Here is a 24,098-nt window from a genome sequence, read left to right on the forward strand (position 1 = left end):
AGAGAATATTTTAAGCAAAATCGATTGGGTCCATATCGATCTCTGCCATAGAGTTTTTACACGATTTTACAGCCTTGATGAGATCTGTCGCCTTATCGGAACGAAGTAAGATCTCAAATCTATACTTATTTGCCACCTTTTCAACTGCACATTTTTTTGCACCTACAACTTCGATCGTGACAAACTTTTTGAGGCACTCCTCCATCTCACGCATCTTCTCTTGAGCTTTAAGTCCGTTTTTATCGGCAAATAGTACCCGACACAATTTTTTATATGGTGGGTATAAACCTTCACGAAAAATTTTCTCATATTCTAAAAAATCTTCATAGTTCTCAATATATGCTTTAATAAACTCTTCGTTAAATGTTTGTACCAGGACCTTGGCATCACTTGCCCTTCCGCTTCTACCTGCAACCTGGATCAGAGATGAGAGCGCTTTCTCGCGTGCACGATAATCAGCAATACTAAGCATATTATCAACCCCTAAAATAACCGCTAGTTCCACATCGTGATAATCATGCCCTTTTGAAAGCATCTGGGTGCCAACTAAAATATCCACCTCTCTATCGTTAAAACGTTTCAGCGCTTTTTTTAGCTTATTTGCAGTGGTGATCGTATCTCTGTCAAACTGCTCAACTTTTACATCTTGCATCTCTTCTTCGATCTCTTTTAAAGCCTCTGCCGTACCTATGCGTGAACTTGATAGATGTTCACTTCCACACTCTGCACACTGTTTTGGAATCATTTGCATATAGTTACAATAGTGACACTTTATCGCATTTGCTTTATGGTGAATACTCATCCCCACACTACAATACGGGCACTTATAAGTTGCCCCACAATCCTTACATACCAGATACTTAAAATTTGCCCGTGTAGGTAAAAACACGATTGCCTGTTTCTCTTGCTGAATCGTGCTTTTTAGATAATGAAAAATAAGAGGTGTTAAACTCTCTTCTCTTGCCTCATAGACAAATTCACGCTTTGCACTGAAATGCCCACCTTTCAGTCTTATGTATGGATACTTTACATACGAGTTAAGTGAAGGTGTAGCACTTCCAAGTACAACAGGAATATCATATAGTTTTCCCATATAAACTGCCAAATCTCTAGCATTGTAACGCGGTCGTGATGAAGATTTGTAACTGTCGTCATGCTCCTCGTCTACTACAATTAAACCCAAATCTTTTATAGGTAAAAAGAGGCTTGAACGTGCACCGGCTATGATCTTGGCTCTGCCGTAATACACTTTCTCTAAAGCCTCTTTTTTTTGTTTTGGAGTGAGTTTTGAATGCCACATGATAAATTGCTTACCAAAATGCTCCTCCAACCGTTTAGACATCTGCGGTGTTAATGAGATCTCCGGCATCAAAAATATAACCCGTTTCTTTTGTTCAATAATTGACTCAAAATACTTCATATAGATCTCAGTTTTTCCACTTCCGGTATCACCAAAAAGTAAAGCAACTCTATTTTTTTGTAAAAAAGACAGTGCCTGATTCTGTTTTTCAGAGAGTACTATCTGTGACTCTTTAGCTTCAAAACTATTATCTTGATCCACATCATTTTGAAACGGAAGCATCAGAGCAAATGCTTCTCCCAAAGAACAGATATAATATCCCGCTATAAAATTTGCAAGTTCATACTGTTTTTTTGAGTAGTATTGTGTAGTAAGCTCTAAAATCTCAAGTGTTTTAAAATCCGGCTGTGTTGTTTCTTCTACCACAACACCTTTTTTTTCTTTATTGTTTAATAAAACGGTAACTTGGGAATAAAGAGAGATATTTTCTTCTGATTGGTAAGTTAAAGGCTCTAAAAGCGAGCCTATTATGGAGATTTTGTAATAATACAAATTAATATATCATCTGTCTACAATATTTTTGTGCTTGTGTTGAACTTCCTGATGTACAAGTAAAAGTACCTGTTGATGAATTATAATCAAACTGAACATTCGTCCCATCTATATTATACTGGTATGTACCTGAACCGGTAGTAGCTGCATACCAATTTCCCGATGTATTTGAGTTTTGCTTTGGATATGTAAGCACTCCTCCAAATAATCCACCATTATCTAAATTCGACGCAGTTATATAATTCTTCTCACCTCTTATGAGTCTTTCTTGTCGTTCAGATATAATAGCTGAACGTATAGCCATTACGTCAGCTTTTCCACTTGCTATCCTAGCTTGTGTACCAGTAGACGTAAATTTAGGCAATGCAATTGCAGACAATATACCCAGTACGATAATAACAAATATTAATTCAATTAAAGTAAAAGCTTTTGAGTTTTTCATAATAAACCTATTCTCTATTTTTTAACTAAACAATTCTAAAATAATTTAGTTAAAAAATTTAGCTTCTCCGCTTTTAGCGGAGAAACTAAATAATATATGTAGTAAAATACTTACTATTGTTTTGTCCAAGTCCATCTTGGTGAATTACTTAAGTTACCCTCTGTAAAGTTTATATCGTAAGTACTTGTACCAAATGAAACAGATGTACCTGTTCCTGTAAATAGTAAACTTTTAGCATCTGCATCACTTGTTGGTGCTGTTGCTGTATCACCGAAACATTCAAATGGGATATCTTCTAATGCAATATGATCATTAACAGTAATATTATTATCATTTACTTTACCCTTAGCACCTTCAGCGATAGACTCTGACCACATAGATGCACCAATCGTACGATTTAATGTACCAATAAATGCTTCACATTTTCCAGCTCTTGCTTGATCAGAAACACCAATAAATTTCGGTAAAGCAACTGCTGAAAGAATACCTAAAATAACGATAACGAAGATCAATTCGATCATTGTAAAACCAGCTCTTTTCATAAGAACTCCTTTTAAGTTAAATAATTTGGATTACTCTTGTAACCTTGTCACTAATTATGAGCCTATAAATATTAAAATATGCTTAAACAGCATTTATTTACTATTATCTTAGATATCCCTTACCTTAATTATCACATTTCATATATTTGGAATAGAAAATGCTTGTTTCATATATAGTAAATTATAAAAGGTGTATTTATGAGTATAGAGATTTCAAAAACACATTCATTAATCAAAGATGCTCTTGATTATCGTGCTGCAAGACAAGATATGATCGCTTCAAATATTGCAAATGCAGATACACCTTATTATAAACCTAGAGATATCAGTTTTGAAAATGCACTTAAAGCAAAAAAAGCGGCACTCTATGCAAAAGATAGTAACGAGTTACAAATGGCTACGACAAATTCCAAACACTTAACGCCAAGTGATCAAAACTCTCAAACTAAAGCGACACTATTTTTCAGAGACGGTCATATGGCACGAAATGACGGCAACAGTGTAGATATAGATGTAGAGACAACTGAGATGAGTAAAAACTCTATTATGTTCAATGCATTAATTCAAGCTAACAAAAAAGATGGTGCTATTTTTAGATCTGTGATAGAAGCATCACAAAAAGTAAGTTAATAAAGGTTTTTAACAAATGAGTAATTTTTTAAATAGTTTTGATATTAGCGGATATGGCCTTTCTGCACAACGTGTTCGCGTAAATGTGATCTCGTCAAACATTGCCAATGCACAAACAACAAGAACAGATGAGGGTGGGCCTTACCGTCGTAAAGAGGTTGTATTTAAAGCTATCAACTTTAATGACTACTATAATAAAGCACTTACAAATGAAACAAACAGTGCTGAATATCAAGATCCTTTGAATGAAGGTGAATTTGGAAAAAAGGTAAATCCTGCTATAATGAGTGTAGTAGTTGATAAAATCTCTCGTGATGATTCAAAAGCACAACTAAAATATGAACCGAATCATCCTGATGCAGATGCAAATGGGTATGTTGCCTATCCAAATATTAATCCTGTAGTGGAAATGGCCGATTTAGTTGAAGCTACACGTTCATATCAGGCAAATGTTGCTGCATTTGAAAGTGCGAAAAATATGGCTAACAGTGCAATATCACTGTTACAGTAAAGGAAGTTGTAAAATATGAGTAACAATGTAAATAGCTTAGCAAATATCTCAACAGCTGACCTGCTCAATAATAATGCAAAAGCAGCTCCATCAAATGCTTCTGATGAGTTTGCTAAACAACTCAAATCTGCTATCAACGAGACAAATGAGATTCAACAAGACAAAGAGCAAGCGATTGCAGATCTTGCAACTGGGCAAGTAAAAGATCTTCATCAAGCTGCTATGGCTATCGGTAAAGCAGAAACAAGTATGAAACTTATGCTAGAGATTAGAAATAAGGCATTGAATGCTTATAAAGAGATTAGTAGAACACAACTCTAATCTCTTTTTAGCAATACTCTCAACTATATGATCAACCAAAATCAAAGTGGCAAAATCCTTCTTCTTTACGGCATAATATTTGCCGGATTTTTAGTTTTTCTTGCAGTAATGCTTTTTACTGTTCTGGATCCAAGACATATCCCTTCAAAATATACGGCTGAAAGTTCAAAAGCATCACGCGGAAGTATTATCAGTGCTGACGGTTTTCATTTAGCTACTACAAAGAAGCTTTTTAAAGCCGTTGTCAATACCCGTTATATAGATCCGCAAAAAAAAGATCTATTTGTAGAACTTTTCTCTATCTATTCCGGGATGGAGAAAAAAACTATCTTAAAAAAAATAAATGCCCATAAAGGTGTTGTGGTTTTAAGTTATAACATCCCGCAAATCCAGGCACATTATCTCAAAAAACTTGCCCATGAGCTTAGACGTTTTAAAGTGTTCAAAGCCTTAAAAAACCCCCGCAGCGGTTTACTTTCTGTGCACGGCCTTAATATCATTGAAAGTGGTGAGAGCCGTGAATATAACTATGGTAATCTTTTGACACCTATTATCGGCTATCCACATAAACTGGAAGAGGATGGTTATACATTTGTAAAAGGGGTAAAAGGTTTAGAAAAACGTTTTGATGATGAACTCTCAGCAAGGCAAGATGGTTATTCTCGCGGTAAAAGAGATGTCAACAGCTACATTTTATTAAATAAAGAGAGTTTTACAAAACCCCAAATCAATGGTCTTGACCTTAAGATCACCATCCCTGTAGCGTTGCAGATTAAAATAGAAAAAATGCTTGATCAGATGAAAAAAGAACTGAATGCAAAACAAATTATGCTTGCAGTTATGGACTCTACTGACGGTGATGTCTTAGCAATGGCCAGTTCTAATCGTTATTTTCCAAAAGAGATAAAAAGAAGTGACTATCCATCTTTAAACAGTGGAATGATTGAGTACAGCTTTGAACCGGGAAGTGTACTAAAACCGGTAACTTTCTCTTTATTATTAGAAAGAAAGCTTGTCAATCCGTACGATCTTGTCAACGGTCATAACGGTCGATTTAAAATTGGCAGAAAAATGATCACCGATGAGCATAAGTTTGATTGGTTAAGTGCTGAAAATGTTATTGTTCACTCATCAAATGTCGGTATTGCACAACTAGCCCAAAAACTCTCAGGATTTGACTTTCATGAAGGACTTAAAAAATTTGGATTTTCAAAATCTTCTACACACGATCTTATCTATGAAAAAACAGGCTCTATTCCAAGTGCAAAACGTTTAGAAAATCAGATCTATAAAGCTACATGTTCATACGGCTATGGTTTACGGGCAAACCTTATGCAACTATTGCGTGCATATTCAGCTTTTAACAACAATGGAAAAATGGTTTATCCAAAACTTTTACACTCTTTGATAAACGAATATAATCAAGAGACAAAAATTCCTTATGAGGAACAAGTAGAAGCGATACATAGTGCAACTGCACAAAGAATGAAAGATATACTTATAAAAACGGTAAATAAAGGGACAGGTGTAAAAACAATCACACCTGGTCTGGAAGTTGGCGGGAAAACAGGAACTGCTCACATCGTTGAAGATGGCAGATATGTTAATAAATACAATACCTCATTCATCGGTTTTGTCAATGACAAAAAGAAAAAATATACTATGGGTGTTGTAGTTGTACAGCCGAAAAAAAGTCAATTTGCCGCACAAACGGCAGTACCTGTATTTAAAAAAGCGATTGATATTATGGTTGAAGATGGATATCTACAACCAGATATTGTCGAGTAATCTTGTTTTTCCGACAACTGCTTCGACAAGAATAATAGAGTTTCCGATCTCTGCTTTTTTAATCGGTTCAAACTCACGGTTAACTATCTCAACATATCCAATCTCTAAAGGTTTCAAGATTGTAAACATCTCACCTTTTATCTCCTCTACATCAAGAATATTTTTCGATATCATCTTAGAAGCTGCATATAATGACGCTGATATCTTAAGTGCCTCTTTTCTCTCATCGACACTTAAGTAAATATTTCTACTGCTTCTTGCCAATCCATCTGCTTCTCTTACCGTATCTATTGGAACTATCTCCACATCCATATAGTAGTGTTTCACCATAAGTTGGATCAGGTTTAACTGCTGTGCATCTTTTTTCCCGAAATAAGCACGTGTAGGATTTACTATATTTAAAAGCTTCATCACAATTCTTAGTACTCCCGAAAAGTGACCAGGACGTGTAGCACCTTCAAGAACATAACCTCTTACCTCAGGTGCTTCTATCTTTACTTCGTCTTCAAAATAGATGTTCTCTTTATTTGGGAAAAATATCACATCTACACCGGCTAATTCACATATTTTCTTATCTGCTTCATCACGACGCGGGTATTTATCTAAATCTTCCCCTTTTAAAAATTGTGTCGGATTGACAAAAATAGAAACCACGACAAGTTCATTGGCTTTTCTCGCATTTTTTATAAGCTCTATATGCCCTTCGTGAAGTGCACCCATTGTTGGTACATATCCTATAGTTTTATTTTGCTCTTTAAGATATGACTGTAACTCTAATGGTTCATAAATAATCTTCATTTTAAGTCCCAATATAATATAATCGCAATTATACAATACATTTCTCTGAGATTTTTCAAATCTCTAGCTTTAGTCGCCTCAGCGGCGCAAGCGGAGAAAAAGAAATTTACTTTCTTTTACGGGACTAATTAAATGGATAACTACGAATACACAGAACTTTTAAAAAATATAAAAATAAAAATGGAAAACATTACAGGTGTAGTTGAGCCTGTAAAACTACAAAATAGACTTGATGAGATCGAGACTCTTGAAAACGATTCGGAGTTTTGGAATGATGCAGCTAATGCCGCAAAAATCCAAAAAGAAAAAACACAAATTCAAAGAAAATTAGAAAAATATACCATTGCTAAATCTGCTGTCGATGATGCGGCTGATCTCTATGAGATGGCTAAAGATGAGAATGATGAAGAATCAATCGAAGCACTCTTTTCAGATGCTCCAGAACTTGAAGAGCAGATCCGTGCTATGGAGATCGAAGTTTTACTTAGTGGTGAAAGTGATGCTTCAAATGCAATCCTTTCGATCCATCCTGGTGCCGGGGGAACAGAATCTCAAGATTGGGCCAGCATGCTGCTTCGTATGTATAAACGTTGGGCAGAGCGTCATGACTTTAAAGTAGAGGTCCTTGATTACCAAGCGGGTGATGAAGCAGGTATTAAAGATGTATCAATTCTCATAAAAGGTGAAAATGCTTACGGCTATTTAAAAGTTGAAAACGGTATCCACAGACTTGTCCGTATCTCACCGTTTGATTCTAATGCCAAAAGACATACATCTTTCTCTTCTGTCATGGTTTCACCTGAGATTGATGATGATATTGATATCGTTATCGAAGATAAAGATATCAGAATAGACACATACCGTGCAAGTGGTGCGGGTGGACAGCACGTTAATAAAACCGAATCTGCTATCCGTATTACCCATATTGCAACTGGTGTGGTTGTACAGTGTCAAAACGATAGAAGCCAACATAAAAATAAAGCTACTGCAATGAAGATGTTAAAGTCTCGTTTATACGAATTAGAACTTGAAGAGCAAAAAGCAAAAGAAGCGGGTGTAGAAAAAAGTGAAATTGGATGGGGGCACCAAATCCGTTCTTACGTTATGCAACCCTACCAACAAGTAAAAGATACAAGAAGTAATGAAGCTTACACAAATGTTCCTGCTATTCTTGATGGGGATATCGACAAAATGATAGAAGGTGTTTTAATAGCAATGAATAAAGAGAACTAACCTACTCTTTATTCTCTTTTTTTAAAAAACTGTACCCTAGAAAACCTGCACCGAAAATCATAACCATGATCATTAACATACGTATCTGTTTTTTCTGTGTTTCCTGCATAGCTGCAGATATTGGTGATGCATTTGATTGCTGTCGTGCAGAAGCCTTTGATGAACTGCTGCCACTTACAGAAGCTTCCATACGTGCTAGATTTGCAGCAGCTCTTTCATTTTCACTAAGTACTTTTTGAGGTGCTGCCCAAAAATAGAGCACTAAACCAAGTACAAGCATAAAAGCACCTACACTTCTAAAAATAACTGTCTGATGTTTTAAAAAAAATTCCACAATTAACCTTTAGCTTTGAATAAAGCAAAATTATGTCAAAATTCACTTATGAACTTACTTAAAGAATTTTTACTCGAAGATAAATGCTCATATTTGGATAATAAACAGCAGACTACGCATTACAAAGTAATAGACAAATGCTCCTCTACGGTATGTCAAGATCTAATAGAGCGTGGGTATAGAAGGTTCGGTAAAATGTATTTTCGACCAATATGCGCTGATTGTAACGAATGTCAAAGTATTAAAATTGATGTTAATAATTTTACTTTTTCAAAATCAGCTCGACGTGTATTAAAAAAAGCAAAAGATATCTCTATAGTTGTGCAGCATCCAACAATGACTAAAACACATCTTCAATTGTTTGATAAATATCATAAACATATGAATCAAAAAAAGGGATGGGATTATTCCCCAACTTCCCCGGATCATTATTTTAACTCTTTTGTAAGCGGCTATGAAAATTTTGGATATGAGGTTCTATACTTTTTCCAAGACAAACTTATAGGTGTTGATCTTATAGATATTTTGCAAGATGGTATATCTTCAATTTACTTTTATTATGATCCTGACTTTGCACAATACTCTCTTGGTAGACTCTCTCTATATAAGCAGATTGAGTTTGCAAAACGATATGATAAAAAGTGGATATATCTTGGTTATTATGTCGAGGGTTGTCCATCTCTAGAGTATAAAAAGGATTATGCCCCTTATGTTACCCTAGAGGGTAGACCAAGTGAATATGAAGAGTTTAATTGGCTGTGATTCTATCTCGTCTTTAATAACTCTCGTTTTTGTTCTTCACGAAGTTGTTTTTTCTTAGTTTCAAGCTCTTTTTGCAGTTTTTTTTCTAACGCTTCTTGCTCTCTTTGATCTTTTTCTCTTATTTGCTTAATTCTCTCTAATTCACGTTCTCTTTTAGATTTTCTATTTTTTAACTCTGCCTCTTTTTTTGCTCTAAGCTCTGCATTTTCGTCCAAGTATGCTTGTATAACACCTGAAGCATTAATATCCTCCTGATGAGCAAAATAATAATCGATAATCTCTTGTTTATGTTCCTCTGTATCAATTAGACCGCTGTTAATTATTTTGGAAAATAGTTGTGAATTTTGAGCTGTAATAGAATCTTCATAATATTTTTTAGCTAATCGCAAAAAGAAGTCATTATCTTTTGAGAGTGCTCTTAAGTTTGATAAATAACTTTTTTTATCAAGTGCTGCATCTCCTTGCTCTATTTTAAAACCCGCCTCTTTTGTAGCGTATACTTTATTTGTATATTTTTCTATTTTGTCTTTATAAACATTAAACTGCTCAATATCTTTTAGCTTGGAAATATTATCTACATTATTATAGATTACATCACCTAAAGCAGCATATACATCAGGATTTTTTGAAAAAAGTAATGTGGAAAATAGTACTAATAAAATCAATTTACGCATTTTTCTAACCTATTAATTTTTGTGGTATTATAGCGAATTTTTGATTTATAAGGGAATAGAGGGTTTATAAGACCTCCAAAAGGAAGTCTTATAGAAGATGGATAAAGAATTATCCGTTACGTTTTTTGATAATCTCTTCAGATACGTTTCTTGGAACTTCTTCATAGTGATCGAATTCCATAGCGTATGTAGCACGACCTTGCGTATTAGAACGTAAGTCAGTAGAATATCCGAACATCTCAGAAAGAGGAACGTGAGCATCAACAATTTTGTTTCCGCTTCTGTCACCCATAGAGTTAACTTGACCACGACGACGGTTAAGGTCACCGATAACGTCACCCATATACTCTTCAGGTACTTCAACTTCAACTTTCATAATTGGCTCAAGGATAGCTGGACTTGCTTCACGAGCAGCTTCTTTGAAACCGATTGATGCAGCGATTTTGAATGACATCTCATTCGAGTCAACTTCATGGTATGAACCATCGTAAAGTGTAATTTCAACATCTTCGATTGGGAAACCTGCAAGTACACCATTTTTCATAGATTCTTCCATACCTTTTTCAATAGCAGGAACGTACTCTTTAGGGATAACACCACCTTTAATCTCGTTGTTAAATACAAGACCAGAACCAGCTTCAGCAGGTTTCATTTTGAATACAACGTGACCATATTGTCCACGACCACCAGATTGTTTAGCGTATTTGTAGTTTTTATCAACTTCGCTTCTGATAGCTTCACGGTAAGAAACTTGTGGAGCACCAACTTCAGCTTCAACTTTAAACTCACGTTTCATACGGTCAACGATAATTTCAAGGTGTAACTCACCCATACCAGAAATAATTGTTTGACCAGTTTCTTCGTCAGTGTTAACACGGAAAGATGGATCTTCTGCAGCTAGTTTACCTAGAGCAATACCCATTTTTTCTTGGTCAGCTTTTGTTTTTGGCTCAACTGCAACAGAGATAACCGGATCCGGGAAGTCCATTCTTTCAAGAACAACTTTATCTTTCTCAGAACAAAGAGTATCACCAGTTGTTGTATATTTAAGACCAACAACCGCACCGATTTCACCAGCGTAGATCTCTTTTACTTCTTCACGTTTGATAGCATGCATTTTCATGATACGACCAATACGCTCTTTTTTATCTTTTGTAGAGTTGTGAACATAAGAACCAGATTCTAGGTGACCACGGTATACACGGATAAATGTTAACTGTCCAACGAATGGGTCAGTCATAATTTTGAATGCTAATGAAGCGAATTCACCGTCATCTGTTGATGGAACTACAACTTCTTCTTCTTCGTTATCCATCATAGTACCTTTAATAGCCGGTACTTCAGTTGGAGCTGGAAGATAATCTACAACAGCGTCAAGTAATGTTTGAACACCTTTGTTTTTGAAAGCTGTACCAACAGTCATTGGAACGATATGCATAGCGATAGTAGCACGCTTAATTGCAGCTTTAAGCTCTTCTTCAGAGATCTCTTCACCCTCTAAGAATTTCTCCATAAGCTCTTCGTTACCGTCAACTGCAGAAACCTCTTCGATCATCTTTTCACGGTACTCTTCAGCTTTGTCTTGGTAATCAGCACGGATATCTTGTGTATGATATGCAGAACCCATAGCGGCATCAGCATCCCATACGATCTCTTTCATTTGAACAAGATCTACGATACCTTCGAATTTATCTTCAGCACCGATTGGTAATTGAATAGGAACCGGGTTCCCTTTAAGACGCTCACGAATTTGACGCTCAACTTCATAGAAATCAGCACCAGTTCTGTCATATTTGTTTACGAAAACGATTGAAGGTACACCATAACGGTTTCTTTGTCTCCAAACTGTTTCTGATTGCGGCTGAACACCACCAACAGCACAGAATACAGATACAGCACCATCAAGTACACGCATAGAACGCTCAACTTCAATAGTGAAGTCAACGTGTCCCGGAGTATCGATAATGTTGATCTGTTTTCCAGCCCATTCACAAGTTGTTGCAGCAGAAGTAATTGTAATACCACGCTCTTGCTCTTGCTCCATCCAGTCCATTGTTGCAGCACCATCGTGAACTTCACCGATTTTGTGCTCAACACCTGTATAGAATAGGATACGCTCAGTTGTTGTTGTTTTACCAGCATCAATGTGCGCAGCAATACCTATGTTTCTTACGTCTTCTAATTTATGAGATCTTGCCATTTTTAAATTACCTTATATATTACCAACGGTAGTGAGCAAATGCTTTATTTGCTTCAGCCATTTTGTAAGTATCTTCTTTCTTCTTGAATGCAGTACCTTTTTCAGCTGCAGCATCCATAAACTCATTAGCTAATCTCTCAGCCATTGTTCTTTCGTTTCTTTTTCTAGCAGCATCAACTAACCAACGGATAGCTAAAGACTGTTGACGTACTGGGCGTACTTCTACTGGAACTTGATAAGTAGCACCACCAACACGGCGACTTTTAACCTCAATAATAGGTTTAATATTCTCAATAGCTTCATTGAATGTATCAATTCCTGATTTTTCACCTTTAGCAGAGATTGCATCTAACGCACTGTAGATAATTTTTTCTGCTGTAGACTTCTTACCATCTAACATAACTTTGTTAATAAATTTCGTTAAAACTTTGCTTCCATAAACTGGATCCGGCATAATTTCACGAACAGGAGCTTTTCTTCTTCTCATTTGTTTTTCCTTGTCTTCAATTTTTGTCAAAATTTACTCAAAGCATTTATTAATGCCCTGTAGCTATCTTTGAACATTGTTCAGCTTTTACACTTTTCAACTATTTTCAAAAGAAATTAGTTTGTGGGCCCACTGCTGAAGTGAACTTAGTGCTATGTTCTAAAAACCTTAGTTTTTAGGTTTTTTAGTACCGTATTTAGAACGAGCTACTAAACGGTTAGTTACACCAGCAGTATCTAGTGCACCACGAACGATGTGATACTTAACACCCGGTAAATCTTTTACCCTACCACCACGTACTAGTACGATAGAGTGCTCTTGAAGGTTGTGACCCTCACCACCGATATATGAAATAACTTCGATTCCAGAAGTTAATCTAACTTTCGCAACTTTTCTTAAAGCCGAGTTTGGTTTTTTAGGTGTAGTTGTGTAAACACGAGTACATACACCACGACGCTGTGGACAAGCTTTTAAAGCAGCAGATTTTGATTTCTTTACTACTTTTTTACGCTCTTTACGAATCAATTGATTGATTGTAGGCATATATTTCCTTTAACTTAATTTTTCCAGTAGAATGTAACTCACTAAATTTTAGAGAGTTATAGACACGAAATATTACAGAAATAGTATTTAAAGTTTGCTTATTTTAAGTGGATTTTAATTTATTTTAAAATAGATGTAGATTTTTTGGATAATTGGTATGAAGGTTGTAAAGAGTAGCCTAAAGGCTTACTCCCTACTCTTCCGAAGATTCAAAAGTTACTGTTTTATCTTTATAGATACCTGTTCCAACCGGAATAGTTCTACCGATAATAACATTTTCTTTTAAGTTATCAAGGTTATCAACTTTAGCACTTACTGCAGCTTCAGTTAATACTTTAGTTGTATCTTGGAATGATGCAGCTGAGATAATAGAATCAGCAGATACTGCAGCACGTGTGATACCAACAAGGAACGGCTCAGCGATCGCAGGACGACCACCAAGACGAATGATTTTCTCATTCTCTTGAGCAAATTTCGTTTTAGAAACTAAATCACCTTCGATAAACTTCGTATCTCCAGATTTTAAGATCTTAACTTGTCTTAACATCTGAGTAAAGATAACTTCGATGTGTTTATCAGCGATGTTAACCCCTTGAGAACGGTAAACTTGCTGTACTTCAGATACTAAGTAGTTATAAAGTGCTTTAACACCCATAATTCTTAGTAACTCATGTGATGATAAGATACCAGTAGTTAAACGCTCACCTGCGTGAACGAAGTCACCAGCATTTACAACTGCTTCATGTGACTTGTCTACAAAGTACTCTTTAATAATACCGTTTTCGCTATTGCTAACGATGATACGTACTTTACCACGTAACGGTTTACCGAAACTAACTGTACCGTCTATCTCAGAGATAAGTGCAGTAGCTTTTGGACGACGACCTTCAAATAGTTCAGATACACGTGGAAGACCCCCTGTAATATCCGATGATTTTTGAAGTGCTTTAGGTGTTTTCGCAATGATGTCAGCGATTTTCACCTCTTGACCATCTTTAACGAATAAAGATGATTTAGGCTCAATTGCATAACGTAATAACTCACCATCTTCAGTAGCTAACACAATTGTCGGCTTGTACTCAGACGAGATGTGGTCATTGATCATTAAACGAGTTTTACCAGTTAACTCATCAAGTTGTTCCGTAGCTGTAGTACCAACAAGAATATCTTCATATTTAACTGTACCGCTTGCTTCAGAGATAATAGGGTTCGAATATGGATCCCACTCTGCAATAACAACTGATTCATCAGATGCAGGTTTAGCAATTAAACTTGCTCCTTCAACTATTTCATCATCTTCAGTAACAATAACTGAACCACGCGCGATATAGTGACGAACAGCTTCACGGTTGTTCTCATCAATTACAGCTGCGAAAAGACCTTTCTCTTTTACTTCGTAACCAGCTTTTAAGCCTTCGAATCTCTCAAGATAATCCCCTTTTAGTAGGAAGTACTTAACAGTTCCTTGCTCTTTAGCATAGATTTTTTGTGTAACAGGCGCACCGTTATCAACTAATAATTCAGATGCATAAGGTACACGTGATGGTACATTCCATCCATCTTTAATAGTTTCAACGATAGAATCTTCTGCTTCAACTTCTGTTCCGTTTGCATACGGGAAGTAATATTTACCTTCAATTTGACCACTTACACCAGCAAGTTCATTTGGTTTAGCTATCTCATTTTTACGAAGTGCATAACGGATAGTATCATCTTTACCAGTAATACTTACAAGTACTTCATCATGGATAGTTTGAATTTCAACTTTTCCAGAGAAAGGTGCTTTAATTTTTGGCTCAACAAGTAGTACAGCCGCATTACGACGGTTAGCTACTATGTTTTTACCCTCTTTGTTTTGGTATGTTTTAAGGTTATAGTAACGGATAAAACCTTCTTTTTCAGCTACAACTTGACGCTCTTGAGCAGTTGAACTCGCAGTACCCCCAACGTGGAATGTACGAAGTGTAAGCTGTGTACCCGGCTCACCGATTGACTGAGCTGCAACGATACCAACTGCTTCACCTGGACGTACAATGTGACCAGTTGCAAGGTTAACACCATAACAAAGTGCACAGATACCGTCTTCACTTTTACATGTTGTCGGTGTTCTGATGTGAGCTGATTTAATTCCAGCCTCTGCGATAACTTTAGCACTCTCTTCATCAAGTAACGTACCCTCTGCAAAAAGGATCTCATTAGAGATTGGATCGATTACATCATCAGCTAAAACACGACCGTTAAGTCTGTCTTCTAAAGACTCAATTAATGTATTTTGATCAGAAATATCTGTAATCTCAATACCTTCGTGAGTATGACAATCATGTTCAACAATCTTCACATTCTGTGCAACGTCAACAAGTTTACGTGTTAAGTAACCCGCATTCGCTGTTTTAAGTGCTGTATCGGCAAGACCTTTACGCGCACCGTGAGTTGAAATAAAGTACTCGATTACGTTTAGACCCTCTTTAAAGTTCGAGATAATCGGAGTTTCAATAATATCACCACTTGGTTTAGCCATAAGACCACGCATACCGGCAAGCTGACGAATCTGAGCTGCAGAACCCCTCGCACCAGAATCAGCCATCATATGAATAGAGTTAAAACCATCTTTATCATTTTGAACAAGATCCATCATCTCTGATGCTAGCGTGTTGTTTGTATCTGTCCAAACGTCGATAATTTTATTGTATCTTTCTTGTTCAGTTAAAAGACCCGCTTCAAATTGTTTTTGGATCTCAATTACACGGTTTTTAGACTCTGTAATTTTCCCCTCTTTCATATCTGGAACACGGATATCATCAGCTGAAATAGATACACCAGCCTCAGTTGCATGTTTGAAACCAAGGTCTTTTAATCTATCTAGGAATGATGCAGTTACACCGATACCACCATGCTTTTGAACATAGTCAACAATCTCATTGATAGCTTTTTTCTTCATAGTTTTATTCCATAATTCTGCAGGAACGAAAGCAGGAAGAATAGCTTTAATTAAAAGACGACCAGCAGTTGTATGGATAATTCTTCCATCAACACGAGTTCTAACTTTTGCATGAATATCAAGAGCTTTGTTTTCTAATGCAATATTGATCTCATCAACATTAGCAAATAGTTTGTTTGAACCTTTAACACCATTTTTCTCTAAAGATAGGTAGTAAATACCAAGGACCATATCTTGTGAAGGTGTAGCAATCGCTTTACCAGAAGCTGGAAGAAGAACATTCATTGATGCAAGCATAAGAACTTTCGCTTCAGCAATAGCTTCTGCAGATAAAGGTACGTGAACAGCCATCTGGTCACCATCGAAGTCGGCATTAAACGCAGCACAAACTAATGGGTGAAGCTGAATAGCTTTACCGTCAATTAGTCTTGGGTGGAATGCTTGAATCGATAACTTGTGAAGTGTCGGTGCACGGTTAAGCATAATTGGATAACCGTCAACGATTTCAGCAAGACACTCCCAAACTTCGTTTGTTTTGTCTTCGATCATTTTTTTAGCAGCTTTAACTGTAGTTGCATAACCTTTGTCTTCAAGCTTAGCGATCAAATGCGGTTTGAAAAGCTCTAAAGCCATTTTCTTTGGAAGACCACACTCATCCATTCTTAAATCCGGTCCAACAACAATTACAGAACGTCCAGAGAAGTCAACACGCTTACCAAGTAAGTTTTGACGGAAACGACCTTGCTTACCTTTAATGATTTCACTTAAAGATTTAAGTGGACGTTTATTTGCACCCTTAACAGCATTTGCACGACGACCATTGTCAAATAGTGCATCTACTGATTCTTGAAGCATACGCTTTTCATTTCTAACGATAATCTCAGGTGCTTCAAGCTCAACTAGACGTTTAAGACGTTGATTTCTGTTGATAACACGACGATAAAGATCATTTACGTCAGAAACAGCAAATTTGCCACCGTCAAGTGATACAAGTGGACGTAAATCAGGTGGAAGAACCGGTAAAACAGTTAACATCATCCATGCAGGATTATTTCCACTATTTAAGAAAGACTCAATAACTTTTAAACGTTTATTAATAGTCTTTTTCTTAGCTTCTGAACGAGTCTCTTCAATCTCTTCTCTTAGTTTGTTAAATACTTCAACAAGATCGATTGAATCTAGAAGATCACGAACAACTTCACCACCCATACGAGCTTTAAAGCCTAATTCGCCAAATCTTTGAACTAGTGTACGATATTGTTCTTCATTTAAAACATCATATTGTTGTACAGGAGTTTTTGCTTCAGCATCATAGTATGCTTCACCACCCTCTTCTACGATATATGCTTCGTAATAAAGTACACGCTCAAGGTCTTTCATTTTGATACCTAAAAGTGTACCGATACGAGATGGTAATGAAGATACATACCAAATGTGTGCAACAGGAGTAACTAGTTCAATGTGCCCCATACGAGTACGACGAACTTTTGTAGATGTTACTTCAACACCACACTTCTCACATACAACACCTTTATAACGCATCTTTTTATATTTACCACAAAGACACTCATAGTCACGTACAGGACCGAAAATTTTTGCACAGAAAAGCCCATCACGTTCCGGCTTTAATGTACGGTAGTTGATAGTTTCAGGTTTTTTAACTTCACCGTTTGACCAAGATAAAACTTTTTCAGGTGACGCTAATCTGAACTGAAGTTGTTTTATATCCTGCGGTCTGCTATCTTCTGTTACTTCTACTGGCACTAATTTACTCATCGTCTTCCACCTCGTCCATAATCTCTACATCAAGAGCTAACGCTTGAAGCTCTTTTGTTAATACAAATAAAGTCTCAGGTATACCAGAAGCTGGTACTGATTCACCTTTTGTAAGTGCTTTATATGCACGTACACGACCATCCACATCATCAGATTTAATTGTAAGCATCTCTTTAAGAACAGCACTCGCACCATATGCTTCAAGAGCCCAAACTTCCATCTCACCAAATCTTTGTCCACCAAATAATGCTTTACCACCAACTGGTTGTTGTGTAACAAGAGAGTATGGTCCAGTTGAACGAGCGTGAATTTTCTCATCAACTAAGTGGTGTAGTTTTAGGATATACATATATCCAACATTTACACGCTCTTTGATCTTCTCACCTGTTCTACCATCGTAAAGTACTACTTTACCATCTTCTGCCATACGTGCTGCTTCATAAAGTTTTTCAAACTCTACAGCATTTACACCTTCAAAAATCGGAGTAGCGAATTTAACACCTTTTGCCCAGTCACGTGCATGTTTTAAGAACTCTTCATCATTCATAGCACCGATTGTTTCTTTTGCATTCATAAGACCTGCAACGTCAGCAATCTCAGCCATCTTAGTACGTAAATTATCTAAGAAATCTTTTTGTTTTGTTTCAAATTCAGCTTGGATCTGGTTTCCTAGTTCACGACCAGCCATACCAAGGTGCATCTCTAAAATCTGACCAATATTCATACGAGAAGGTACCCCTAGTGGGTTCAGACAAACGTCTACACTTCTTCCATCTTCCATATACGGCATATCAACTTCAGGTACGATGTTAGAAACGATACCTTTATTTCCGTGACGACCCGCCATTTTATCACCAACTTTTAGGTGACGTTTTGTAGCAACGTAAACTTTTACATATTTAACAACACCGTTTGGAAGGATGTCATCTTTTTCTAGAATGCTAAGTTTTTCTTCATGCTCGTCTCTGAAAAGACGTTTTTGCTTTTGGAAATGGTTTTTAGTTTTGTTATACTGATCTTGAATCTCTTCAGAAAAAGATTTTACAACATTGTTCATAGCAAAACGGTTGATACCAGCTAAATCGTCACCATTGATTAGATCTCCGGCTTTGTAATCTTTATCACCGATTTTTACATCACTTACTAATGGTTCACGAGTAAGAAGTTTAGTTACACGTAACATCTCTTCTTTATCGATCATGATTAGTCTGTCATAGTGTTCACGCTCTAAATGGTCACGCTCTTCTTTCTCAAGCTCTAATGCACGAGGATCTTTGTCGTAACCTTTTTTCGTAAATACTTTAATATCTACAACAACACCTTCCATAGATGGTGGACAGTAAAGTGATTTATTTACAACGTGACCAGCTTTTTCACCGAAGATAGCACGTAATAAACGCTCTTCAGGAGTTGGTTTTACTTCACCTTTTGGAGAAACTTTACCAACTAAGATCATTCCACCTTTTACCTGTGTACCGATTTTAACGATACCAGATTCATCTAGGTGTGCTAATTCATCATCACGAACGTTAGGGATGTCACGAGTAATCTCTTCAACACCGTGTTTTAGTTCACGAGCTTCTACTTCTTTTTCATAGATATGAACTGAAGTAAATGCATCTTGACGGATCAGCTTTTCAGAGATAACAATCGCATCCTCGAAGTTATAACCGTTCCAAGGCATGAAAGCAACCATTGCATTTACACCAAGAGCAAGCTCACCTTGATCCATATTTGGACCATCAGCAATGATTTGCCCTTTTTCAACTATATCACCTACGTTAACGATAGGCTTTTGTGTGAAAGATGTGTTTTGGTTCGTTCTTAAGTTCTTTTGTAATGGATAATAATCAATAAAGATTTCACCATCTTCTTCACCCATTACATAGATGTGTTTAGCATCAGCTTTTTCAACTTTACCGCCACGTTTAGCTTTTACACATTCCCAAGAGTCACGTGCTACAAGTTTCTCAACACCAGTTCCTACCATAGGAGCTTGTGCTTTTAATAAAGGCACCGCTTGACGCTGCATGTTCGATCCCATAAGTGCACGGTTGGCATCATCGTGCTCAAGGAATGGAATAAGTGATGCAGCAACACCAACCACCATACTAGATGATAAGTCAGCATATTGACAATCTTTAGGGCTTCTTAATAAGATTTCACCATCTTGACGAACAGAGATAAGGTTTTCTACAAACTGTCCATCTTCACCAAGCTTATTAGAAGCAGCTGCGATCATCACACCCTCTTCTTGAGTAGCTGTTAGATAAACGATCTCTTTTGTAACTTCACCGTCTTTCATCACTTTGTATGGTGCTTCGATGAAACCATGTTCATTAACTTTTGCATATGATGCTAAAGTATTGATAAGACCAATATTTTGACCCTCTGGAGTCTCAATTGGACAGATACGACCGTAGTGAGTAGGGTGTACGTCACGCACTTCGAATCCGGCACGCTCTTTAACAAGACCACCTTCACCTAGTGCTGATAAACGACGTTTATGTGTAACCTCAGATAATGGGTTAGTTTGGTCCATAAACTGTGATAACTGTCCACCTGAGAAGAACTCAATAATAGTCGATGTAATCATCTTAGAGTTGATTAGATCATGAGGCATAAGCTCATTCATCGGTCCACTCATTGTAGATAATTTGTCACGGATAGCTTTTTGCATTTTCACTAAACCGTTGTGTAACTCGTTACCTAAAAGTTCACCAATTGCACGGATACGTCTGTTACCTAAGTGATCTCTATCATCGATATGACCTTGACCATTTTTAACTTTGATAACGTATTTAACAGACTCGATAATATCTTCATGAGTAAGTACAGTTACGTATTCTGGAACATTTAATCCTAGTTTATGGTTCATTTTCATACGACCAACTTGTGTTAAGTCATATCTTTCAGGGTCAAAGAATAATTGGTTTACGAATGCATGTGCCGCTTCTTTAGTAACTGGTTCACCAGGACGCATTACTTTATAGATACGGATTGCCGCTAAATCATTTTCATCTTCGATCTCTTCTGTTTGTTTTAGAAGTTTAAGTGAATCAGCATCAGCGTTAAATGCATTAATAACTGAGCTATCAACACCTTCAGCTAAATCGTTGGCAATTTTAAATTCAGTTACACCGATTTCAGCCATTTTCTTTAACTTAGATTCATCAATGTGAGTCATAGTATCAAAAAGCACTTCACCTGTCATTGGATCGATGATAGGCTCAGCTAAATAACGTTCGATTAACACTTCGATCGGGTACTGAACTTCTGTTAAACCATCTTCAACAAATTTCTGTGCTTTTTTAGCAGATAATCTTTTACCAAAAGCTACTAATGTTTTTCCGTTAGTATCAACTAAATCGTATCCTAAACGGCCAGAATAATCAGACGGGTTAAAATCGATTGCAAAGTTATTATCTTCAATTTTAATTGTTTGAATAGGGTAAAACAGTTTTAAGATATCTTGTTTTGAATAACCTAATGCTCTGAACATAATTGTTACAGGAACCTTACGGCGCTTGTTAATTCTCATGTAAAGGATATCTTTTGGATCATACTCAAAGTATAACCATGAACCACGATCTGGAATAATTTGACCAGTATAGATCAGTTTAGAACTAGCAGTTGTTGATTCTTCTTCTTTGAAGATAACACCAGGTGAACGGTGTAATTGGTTTACAACAACACGCTCAACACCATTAATAATAAAAGATGTTCTATCTGTCATTAAAGGGATATCACGAACAAAAATAGATTGTTCTTTAATATCTTTTACACCAAGTTTCTCTTTAGTATTTTCATCTCTGTCCCAAAGTACTAAACGTGTTTTCATTCTAAGGCTTACAGCATAAGTAAGTCCTCTTTCCATACATTCACGTACAGTATATTTAGGGTTTGTAACTTCAGAACCAATGTATTCTACAGTTAATCTGTTTTGTGAATCATGGATAGGGAAAACTGATTGGAATACTTTTTCGATTCCACTAGCTGTTCTATCTTTTGATTCTAACATTAAGAATTTTTCATAAGAACTTTGTTGAAGTTGTAATAGATTTGGTACTTCTATTTCTTGAGGAGTTTTAGAGAAGTCTACACGAAGACGGTTTCCGGAATATAAAGTGTTTAACATAGGCTACCTCGATAAGTTGTTAATTAATGATTTTTGCAAATCAATTATCAAATTCTAGGCGTCCCTAGATTTGAAATCTACTCTTATTGCAAAGAGATTTTTATAGTGCTTATAAACGACATAAGGGCACTTTAATAAGGAGAGTTCCCTCTTCTTACTAAAGCGCCCAGAAAGTGGAGGGATCTAAGCCCTCCAAAAAAAAAGTTCAGTTAAAATTATTTAACTTCTACTGTTGCACCAGCTTCTTCTAATTTAGCTTTAGCTTCTTCAGCAACATCTTTATCTACACCTTCTTTGATTGTAGATGGTAAGTTTTCACATGCATCTTTAGCTTCTTTTAATCCTAAACCAGTAAGTTCACGAACAACTTTAATTACACCGATTTTTTTAGCACCAGCATCAGTGATAACAACGTTGAATTCAGTTTGCTCAGCACCAGCACCAGCACCAGCATCACCAGCAACACCAGCAACAGCTACAGGTTGTGCAGATACACCAAATTTTTCTTCAAATTCTTTTACAAGCTCAGAAAGCTCAAGTACAGAAAGTCCAGAGATGAACTCTAATACATCTTCTTTAGTAACAGCCATAACGACTCCTTAATTTATTTATGTTTTAAAATATTTTAGAAAGCCCATCGCACGGATGCGATTCTTTCTATTGGGTAAAATTTAAAAGGTAAAGCTTACGCTTCTTCCTCTTTTTTCTTTCTTAGAGCATCAATACCAAACGCAAGGTTTGTAAGTGGTGCCATCCAAGTAGCAGCAAGCATACCAAGAAGTTCTTCACGACCTGGAAGTTTAGCAAACGCTTCAATTTTAGCTACGTCCGCTGCTTCTTTATCTAAGTAACCAGCTTTGATTACGAATTTTTCGTTATCTTTTGCAAAGTCAGCAGCAACTTTTGCAGCGCTAATAACATCGTCAGACCAGATAAAGATATTTGTATCTTTAAGTTCTACACCTGTCATATCAGCATTTTTAAGTGCAATTGTTGCTAAAGTGTTTTTTACAACCTGAACACTTGTGTCTTTTGCACGAGCAGCTTTTCTTAAAGATTCTAAATCGCTAACAGTTAAACCTTTGTAGTCACAAATAACTACAGCAGCAGTGTCAGCGAAAGAATTAGTAAGTTGCTCAATTACTTCAGCTTTTTTAGATTTAAGCATAAATTCTCCTTTCCAGACATAACTTCAAGCGGGGCGGAAAGGGCCGATTAAGCTCACTACCGACACGGTAGATGCCCCCTGCTATCTTTAGTCCAAGTTATTCAGATTTTCACCTAAAATGAAAATCTTTACTTTAAGATAAAAAATCTCAAAATAAAAACTTTCAAAATTTCCGAGAAATATTCTCGGAAACCTGTATTATACTATTTAGTATCTAAAAGTTCAGTTACATCTAGTTTAATAGCTGGAGACATAGTTAAACTAAGTGCAGCATTTTTAATGTAACGACCTTTTGAAGAAGCTGGTTTTTGTTTATTAATAGCTTGTACAAAAGTAGTTAAGTTTTCAGCAATTTTGTTAGCATCAAAACTTACTTTACCAATACCAGCATGAATGTTACCTTTTTTGTCAACACGGAAGTTTACTTGACCACCTTTAACATTGTTAACAGCAGTTGCAACATCTGGAGTTACAGTACCAGTTTTAGGGTTAGGCATTAAACCTTTTGGCCCAAGGATACGACCAACTTGACCAACAAGACCCATACAGTCTGGAGCAGCAACAACGATATCGAAATCGATATTACCCTCTTTAATTTGTGCTACTAATTCGTCAGTACCAACGATATCAGCACCAGCAGCTTTAGCTTCATCAGCTTTAGCACCTTTAGCAAATACTGCAACACGTACAGTTTTACCAGTACCGTGTGGAAGAACGATTGCACCACGTACCATTTGGTCAGCGTGACGTGGATCAACATTTAAATTCATTGCAATTTCAACAGTTTCGTCAAATTTTGCACTTTTTAGTTCTTTTACAGTTGAAGATGCTTCTTCAATTGTATAAGATTTTGAACTATCAACTTTTTCTAATAATTGTTTATATCTTTTACTCATAACAAATTTCTCCGTAATAAATTCTGCCACACAATTTTAAATCATTGTGGTCGATGATTGTTCGT

General features: G+C 36.4%; 20 protein-coding genes. 6 read left to right on the forward strand and 14 right to left on the reverse strand.

Annotated features, from left to right (window positions below):
* Positions 1–10: 10 nt before the first annotated feature.
* The 3 genes from QWY88_RS04850 to QWY88_RS04860 form a co-directional block, all read right to left on the reverse strand.
* The gene (locus tag QWY88_RS04850) at positions 11–1,852 is read right to left on the reverse strand and encodes a primosomal protein N' (protein ID WP_304544690.1); all 1,842 of its coding nucleotides are present in this window, start codon (positions 1,850–1,852) and stop codon (positions 11–13) included.
* 1 nt (position 1,853) lies between these two features.
* On the reverse strand, positions 1,854–2,294 hold the full coding sequence (locus QWY88_RS04855) for a type IV pilin protein (protein WP_304544691.1): 441 nt from the start codon (positions 2,292–2,294) through the stop codon (positions 1,854–1,856).
* Between the two features lie 113 nt (positions 2,295–2,407).
* On the reverse strand, positions 2,408–2,836 hold the full coding sequence (locus QWY88_RS04860; RefSeq protein ID WP_304544692.1) for a type II secretion system protein: 429 nt from the start codon (positions 2,834–2,836) through the stop codon (positions 2,408–2,410).
* A gap of 198 nt (positions 2,837–3,034) precedes the next feature.
* Between QWY88_RS04860 and flgB the strand changes: the two genes are divergently transcribed.
* From flgB to QWY88_RS04880, 4 genes are read left to right on the forward strand one after another with little or no spacing between them, the layout of a single operon-like run.
* On the forward strand, positions 3,035–3,466 hold the full coding sequence (gene flgB / locus QWY88_RS04865) for a flagellar basal body rod protein FlgB (RefSeq protein WP_304544694.1): 432 nt from the start codon (positions 3,035–3,037) through the stop codon (positions 3,464–3,466).
* A gap of 16 nt (positions 3,467–3,482) precedes the next feature.
* Positions 3,483–3,977 (forward strand): flagellar basal body rod protein FlgC, encoded by a 495-nt coding sequence (gene flgC, locus QWY88_RS04870; protein ID WP_304544696.1) that lies wholly within the window; start codon positions 3,483–3,485, stop codon positions 3,975–3,977.
* Between the two features lie 15 nt (positions 3,978–3,992).
* Positions 3,993–4,298, forward strand: coding sequence for a flagellar hook-basal body complex protein FliE (gene fliE, locus QWY88_RS04875; RefSeq protein ID WP_304544698.1), 306 nt, complete (start codon positions 3,993–3,995; stop codon positions 4,296–4,298).
* A 27-nt stretch (positions 4,299–4,325) separates the two neighbouring features.
* The gene (locus tag QWY88_RS04880; protein ID WP_304544700.1) at positions 4,326–6,086 is read left to right on the forward strand and encodes a peptidoglycan D,D-transpeptidase FtsI family protein; all 1,761 of its coding nucleotides are present in this window, start codon (positions 4,326–4,328) and stop codon (positions 6,084–6,086) included.
* Here the strand turns inward: QWY88_RS04880 and panC are convergent.
* Positions 6,063–6,884 (reverse strand): pantoate--beta-alanine ligase, encoded by an 822-nt coding sequence (gene panC / locus QWY88_RS04885; protein WP_304544702.1) that lies wholly within the window; start codon positions 6,882–6,884, stop codon positions 6,063–6,065. The two genes, QWY88_RS04880 and panC, sit on opposite strands and share 24 nt — an antisense overlap.
* A gap of 132 nt (positions 6,885–7,016) precedes the next feature.
* Between panC and prfB the strand changes: the two genes are divergently transcribed.
* On the forward strand, positions 7,017–8,117 hold the full coding sequence (prfB, locus tag QWY88_RS04890; protein WP_304544704.1) for a peptide chain release factor 2: 1,101 nt from the start codon (positions 7,017–7,019) through the stop codon (positions 8,115–8,117).
* Position 8,118: 1 nt separating this feature from the next.
* Here prfB and QWY88_RS04895 read toward each other — a convergent pair whose 3' ends face one another.
* A complete protein-coding gene (locus tag QWY88_RS04895) occupies positions 8,119–8,451 on the reverse strand; it encodes a hypothetical protein (protein ID WP_304544706.1) in 333 nt (110 codons plus the stop codon).
* Between the two features lie 48 nt (positions 8,452–8,499).
* Between QWY88_RS04895 and QWY88_RS04900 the strand changes: the two genes are divergently transcribed.
* Complete coding sequence (locus QWY88_RS04900; RefSeq protein ID WP_304544708.1) at positions 8,500–9,213, forward strand: arginyltransferase; 714 nt, start codon at positions 8,500–8,502, stop codon at positions 9,211–9,213.
* A 2-nt stretch (positions 9,214–9,215) separates the two neighbouring features.
* Here QWY88_RS04900 and QWY88_RS04905 read toward each other — a convergent pair whose 3' ends face one another.
* The 9 genes from QWY88_RS04905 to rplA form a co-directional block, all read right to left on the reverse strand.
* Positions 9,216–9,887: a hypothetical protein gene (locus QWY88_RS04905; RefSeq protein WP_304544710.1), complete on the reverse strand. Its 672-nt coding sequence runs from the start codon at positions 9,885–9,887 to the stop codon at positions 9,216–9,218.
* Between the two features lie 109 nt (positions 9,888–9,996).
* Entirely contained in the window at positions 9,997–12,087 is a 2,091-nt protein-coding gene (gene fusA, locus QWY88_RS04910; protein ID WP_304544712.1) for an elongation factor G, read from the reverse strand.
* Positions 12,088–12,106: 19 nt separating this feature from the next.
* Complete coding sequence (rpsG, locus tag QWY88_RS04915) at positions 12,107–12,574, reverse strand: 30S ribosomal protein S7 (RefSeq protein WP_304544714.1); 468 nt, start codon at positions 12,572–12,574, stop codon at positions 12,107–12,109.
* A 168-nt stretch (positions 12,575–12,742) separates the two neighbouring features.
* The gene (rpsL, locus tag QWY88_RS04920) at positions 12,743–13,117 is read right to left on the reverse strand and encodes a 30S ribosomal protein S12 (RefSeq protein WP_304544716.1); all 375 of its coding nucleotides are present in this window, start codon (positions 13,115–13,117) and stop codon (positions 12,743–12,745) included.
* Positions 13,118–13,310: 193 nt separating this feature from the next.
* Entirely contained in the window at positions 13,311–17,831 is a 4,521-nt protein-coding gene (gene rpoC / locus QWY88_RS04925; RefSeq protein WP_304544719.1) for a DNA-directed RNA polymerase subunit beta', read from the reverse strand.
* Complete coding sequence (gene rpoB / locus QWY88_RS04930) at positions 17,824–21,969, reverse strand: DNA-directed RNA polymerase subunit beta (RefSeq protein WP_304544721.1); 4,146 nt, start codon at positions 21,967–21,969, stop codon at positions 17,824–17,826. Before rpoB ends, rpoC begins: the two co-directional genes overlap by 8 nt.
* 215 nt (positions 21,970–22,184) lie before the next feature.
* On the reverse strand, positions 22,185–22,559 hold the full coding sequence (gene rplL / locus QWY88_RS04935) for a 50S ribosomal protein L7/L12 (RefSeq protein WP_304544723.1): 375 nt from the start codon (positions 22,557–22,559) through the stop codon (positions 22,185–22,187).
* Between the two features lie 95 nt (positions 22,560–22,654).
* Positions 22,655–23,137: a 50S ribosomal protein L10 gene (rplJ, locus tag QWY88_RS04940; RefSeq protein ID WP_304544725.1), complete on the reverse strand. Its 483-nt coding sequence runs from the start codon at positions 23,135–23,137 to the stop codon at positions 22,655–22,657.
* Positions 23,138–23,340: 203 nt separating this feature from the next.
* Complete coding sequence (gene rplA / locus QWY88_RS04945; protein ID WP_304544726.1) at positions 23,341–24,033, reverse strand: 50S ribosomal protein L1; 693 nt, start codon at positions 24,031–24,033, stop codon at positions 23,341–23,343.
* Positions 24,034–24,098: the final 65 nt, after the last annotated feature.

The sequence above is a fragment of the Sulfurimonas sp. hsl 1-7 genome (assembly GCF_030577135.1).
Classification (GTDB): Bacteria; Campylobacterota; Campylobacteria; order Campylobacterales; family Sulfurimonadaceae; genus Sulfurimonas; species Sulfurimonas microaerophilus.

Bases quoted from the DNA above. Each gene is read 5' to 3' on its own strand.
- panC (WP_304544702.1), bottom strand. From the start codon at position 6,884: ATGAAGATTATTTATGAACCATTAGAGTTACAGTCATATCTTAAAGAG.
- flgB (WP_304544694.1), top strand. From the start codon at position 3,035: ATGAGTATAGAGATTTCAAAAACACATTCATTAATCAAAGATGCTCTT.
- QWY88_RS04900 (WP_304544708.1), top strand. From the start codon at position 8,500: ATGAACTTACTTAAAGAATTTTTACTCGAAGATAAATGCTCATATTTG.
- rpoC (WP_304544719.1), bottom strand. From the start codon at position 17,831: ATGAGTAAATTAGTGCCAGTAGAAGTAACAGAAGATAGCAGACCGCAG.
- fliE (WP_304544698.1), top strand. From the start codon at position 3,993: ATGAGTAACAATGTAAATAGCTTAGCAAATATCTCAACAGCTGACCTG.
- QWY88_RS04855 (WP_304544691.1), bottom strand. From the start codon at position 2,294: ATGAAAAACTCAAAAGCTTTTACTTTAATTGAATTAATATTTGTTATT.
- rplJ (WP_304544725.1), bottom strand. From the start codon at position 23,137: ATGCTTAAATCTAAAAAAGCTGAAGTAATTGAGCAACTTACTAATTCT.
- rpsG (WP_304544714.1), bottom strand. From the start codon at position 12,574: ATGAGAAGAAGAAAAGCTCCTGTTCGTGAAATTATGCCGGATCCAGTT.
- rplL (WP_304544723.1), bottom strand. From the start codon at position 22,559: ATGGCTGTTACTAAAGAAGATGTATTAGAGTTCATCTCTGGACTTTCT.
- QWY88_RS04860 (WP_304544692.1), bottom strand. From the start codon at position 2,836: ATGAAAAGAGCTGGTTTTACAATGATCGAATTGATCTTCGTTATCGTT.
- rpsL (WP_304544716.1), bottom strand. From the start codon at position 13,117: ATGCCTACAATCAATCAATTGATTCGTAAAGAGCGTAAAAAAGTAGTA.
- rplA (WP_304544726.1), bottom strand. From the start codon at position 24,033: ATGAGTAAAAGATATAAACAATTATTAGAAAAAGTTGATAGTTCAAAA.
- QWY88_RS04880 (WP_304544700.1), top strand. From the start codon at position 4,326: ATGATCAACCAAAATCAAAGTGGCAAAATCCTTCTTCTTTACGGCATA.
- QWY88_RS04905 (WP_304544710.1), bottom strand. From the start codon at position 9,887: ATGCGTAAATTGATTTTATTAGTACTATTTTCCACATTACTTTTTTCA.
- prfB (WP_304544704.1), top strand. From the start codon at position 7,017: ATGGATAACTACGAATACACAGAACTTTTAAAAAATATAAAAATAAAA.
- fusA (WP_304544712.1), bottom strand. From the start codon at position 12,087: ATGGCAAGATCTCATAAATTAGAAGACGTAAGAAACATAGGTATTGCT.
- flgC (WP_304544696.1), top strand. From the start codon at position 3,483: ATGAGTAATTTTTTAAATAGTTTTGATATTAGCGGATATGGCCTTTCT.
- rpoB (WP_304544721.1), bottom strand. From the start codon at position 21,969: ATGTTAAACACTTTATATTCCGGAAACCGTCTTCGTGTAGACTTCTCT.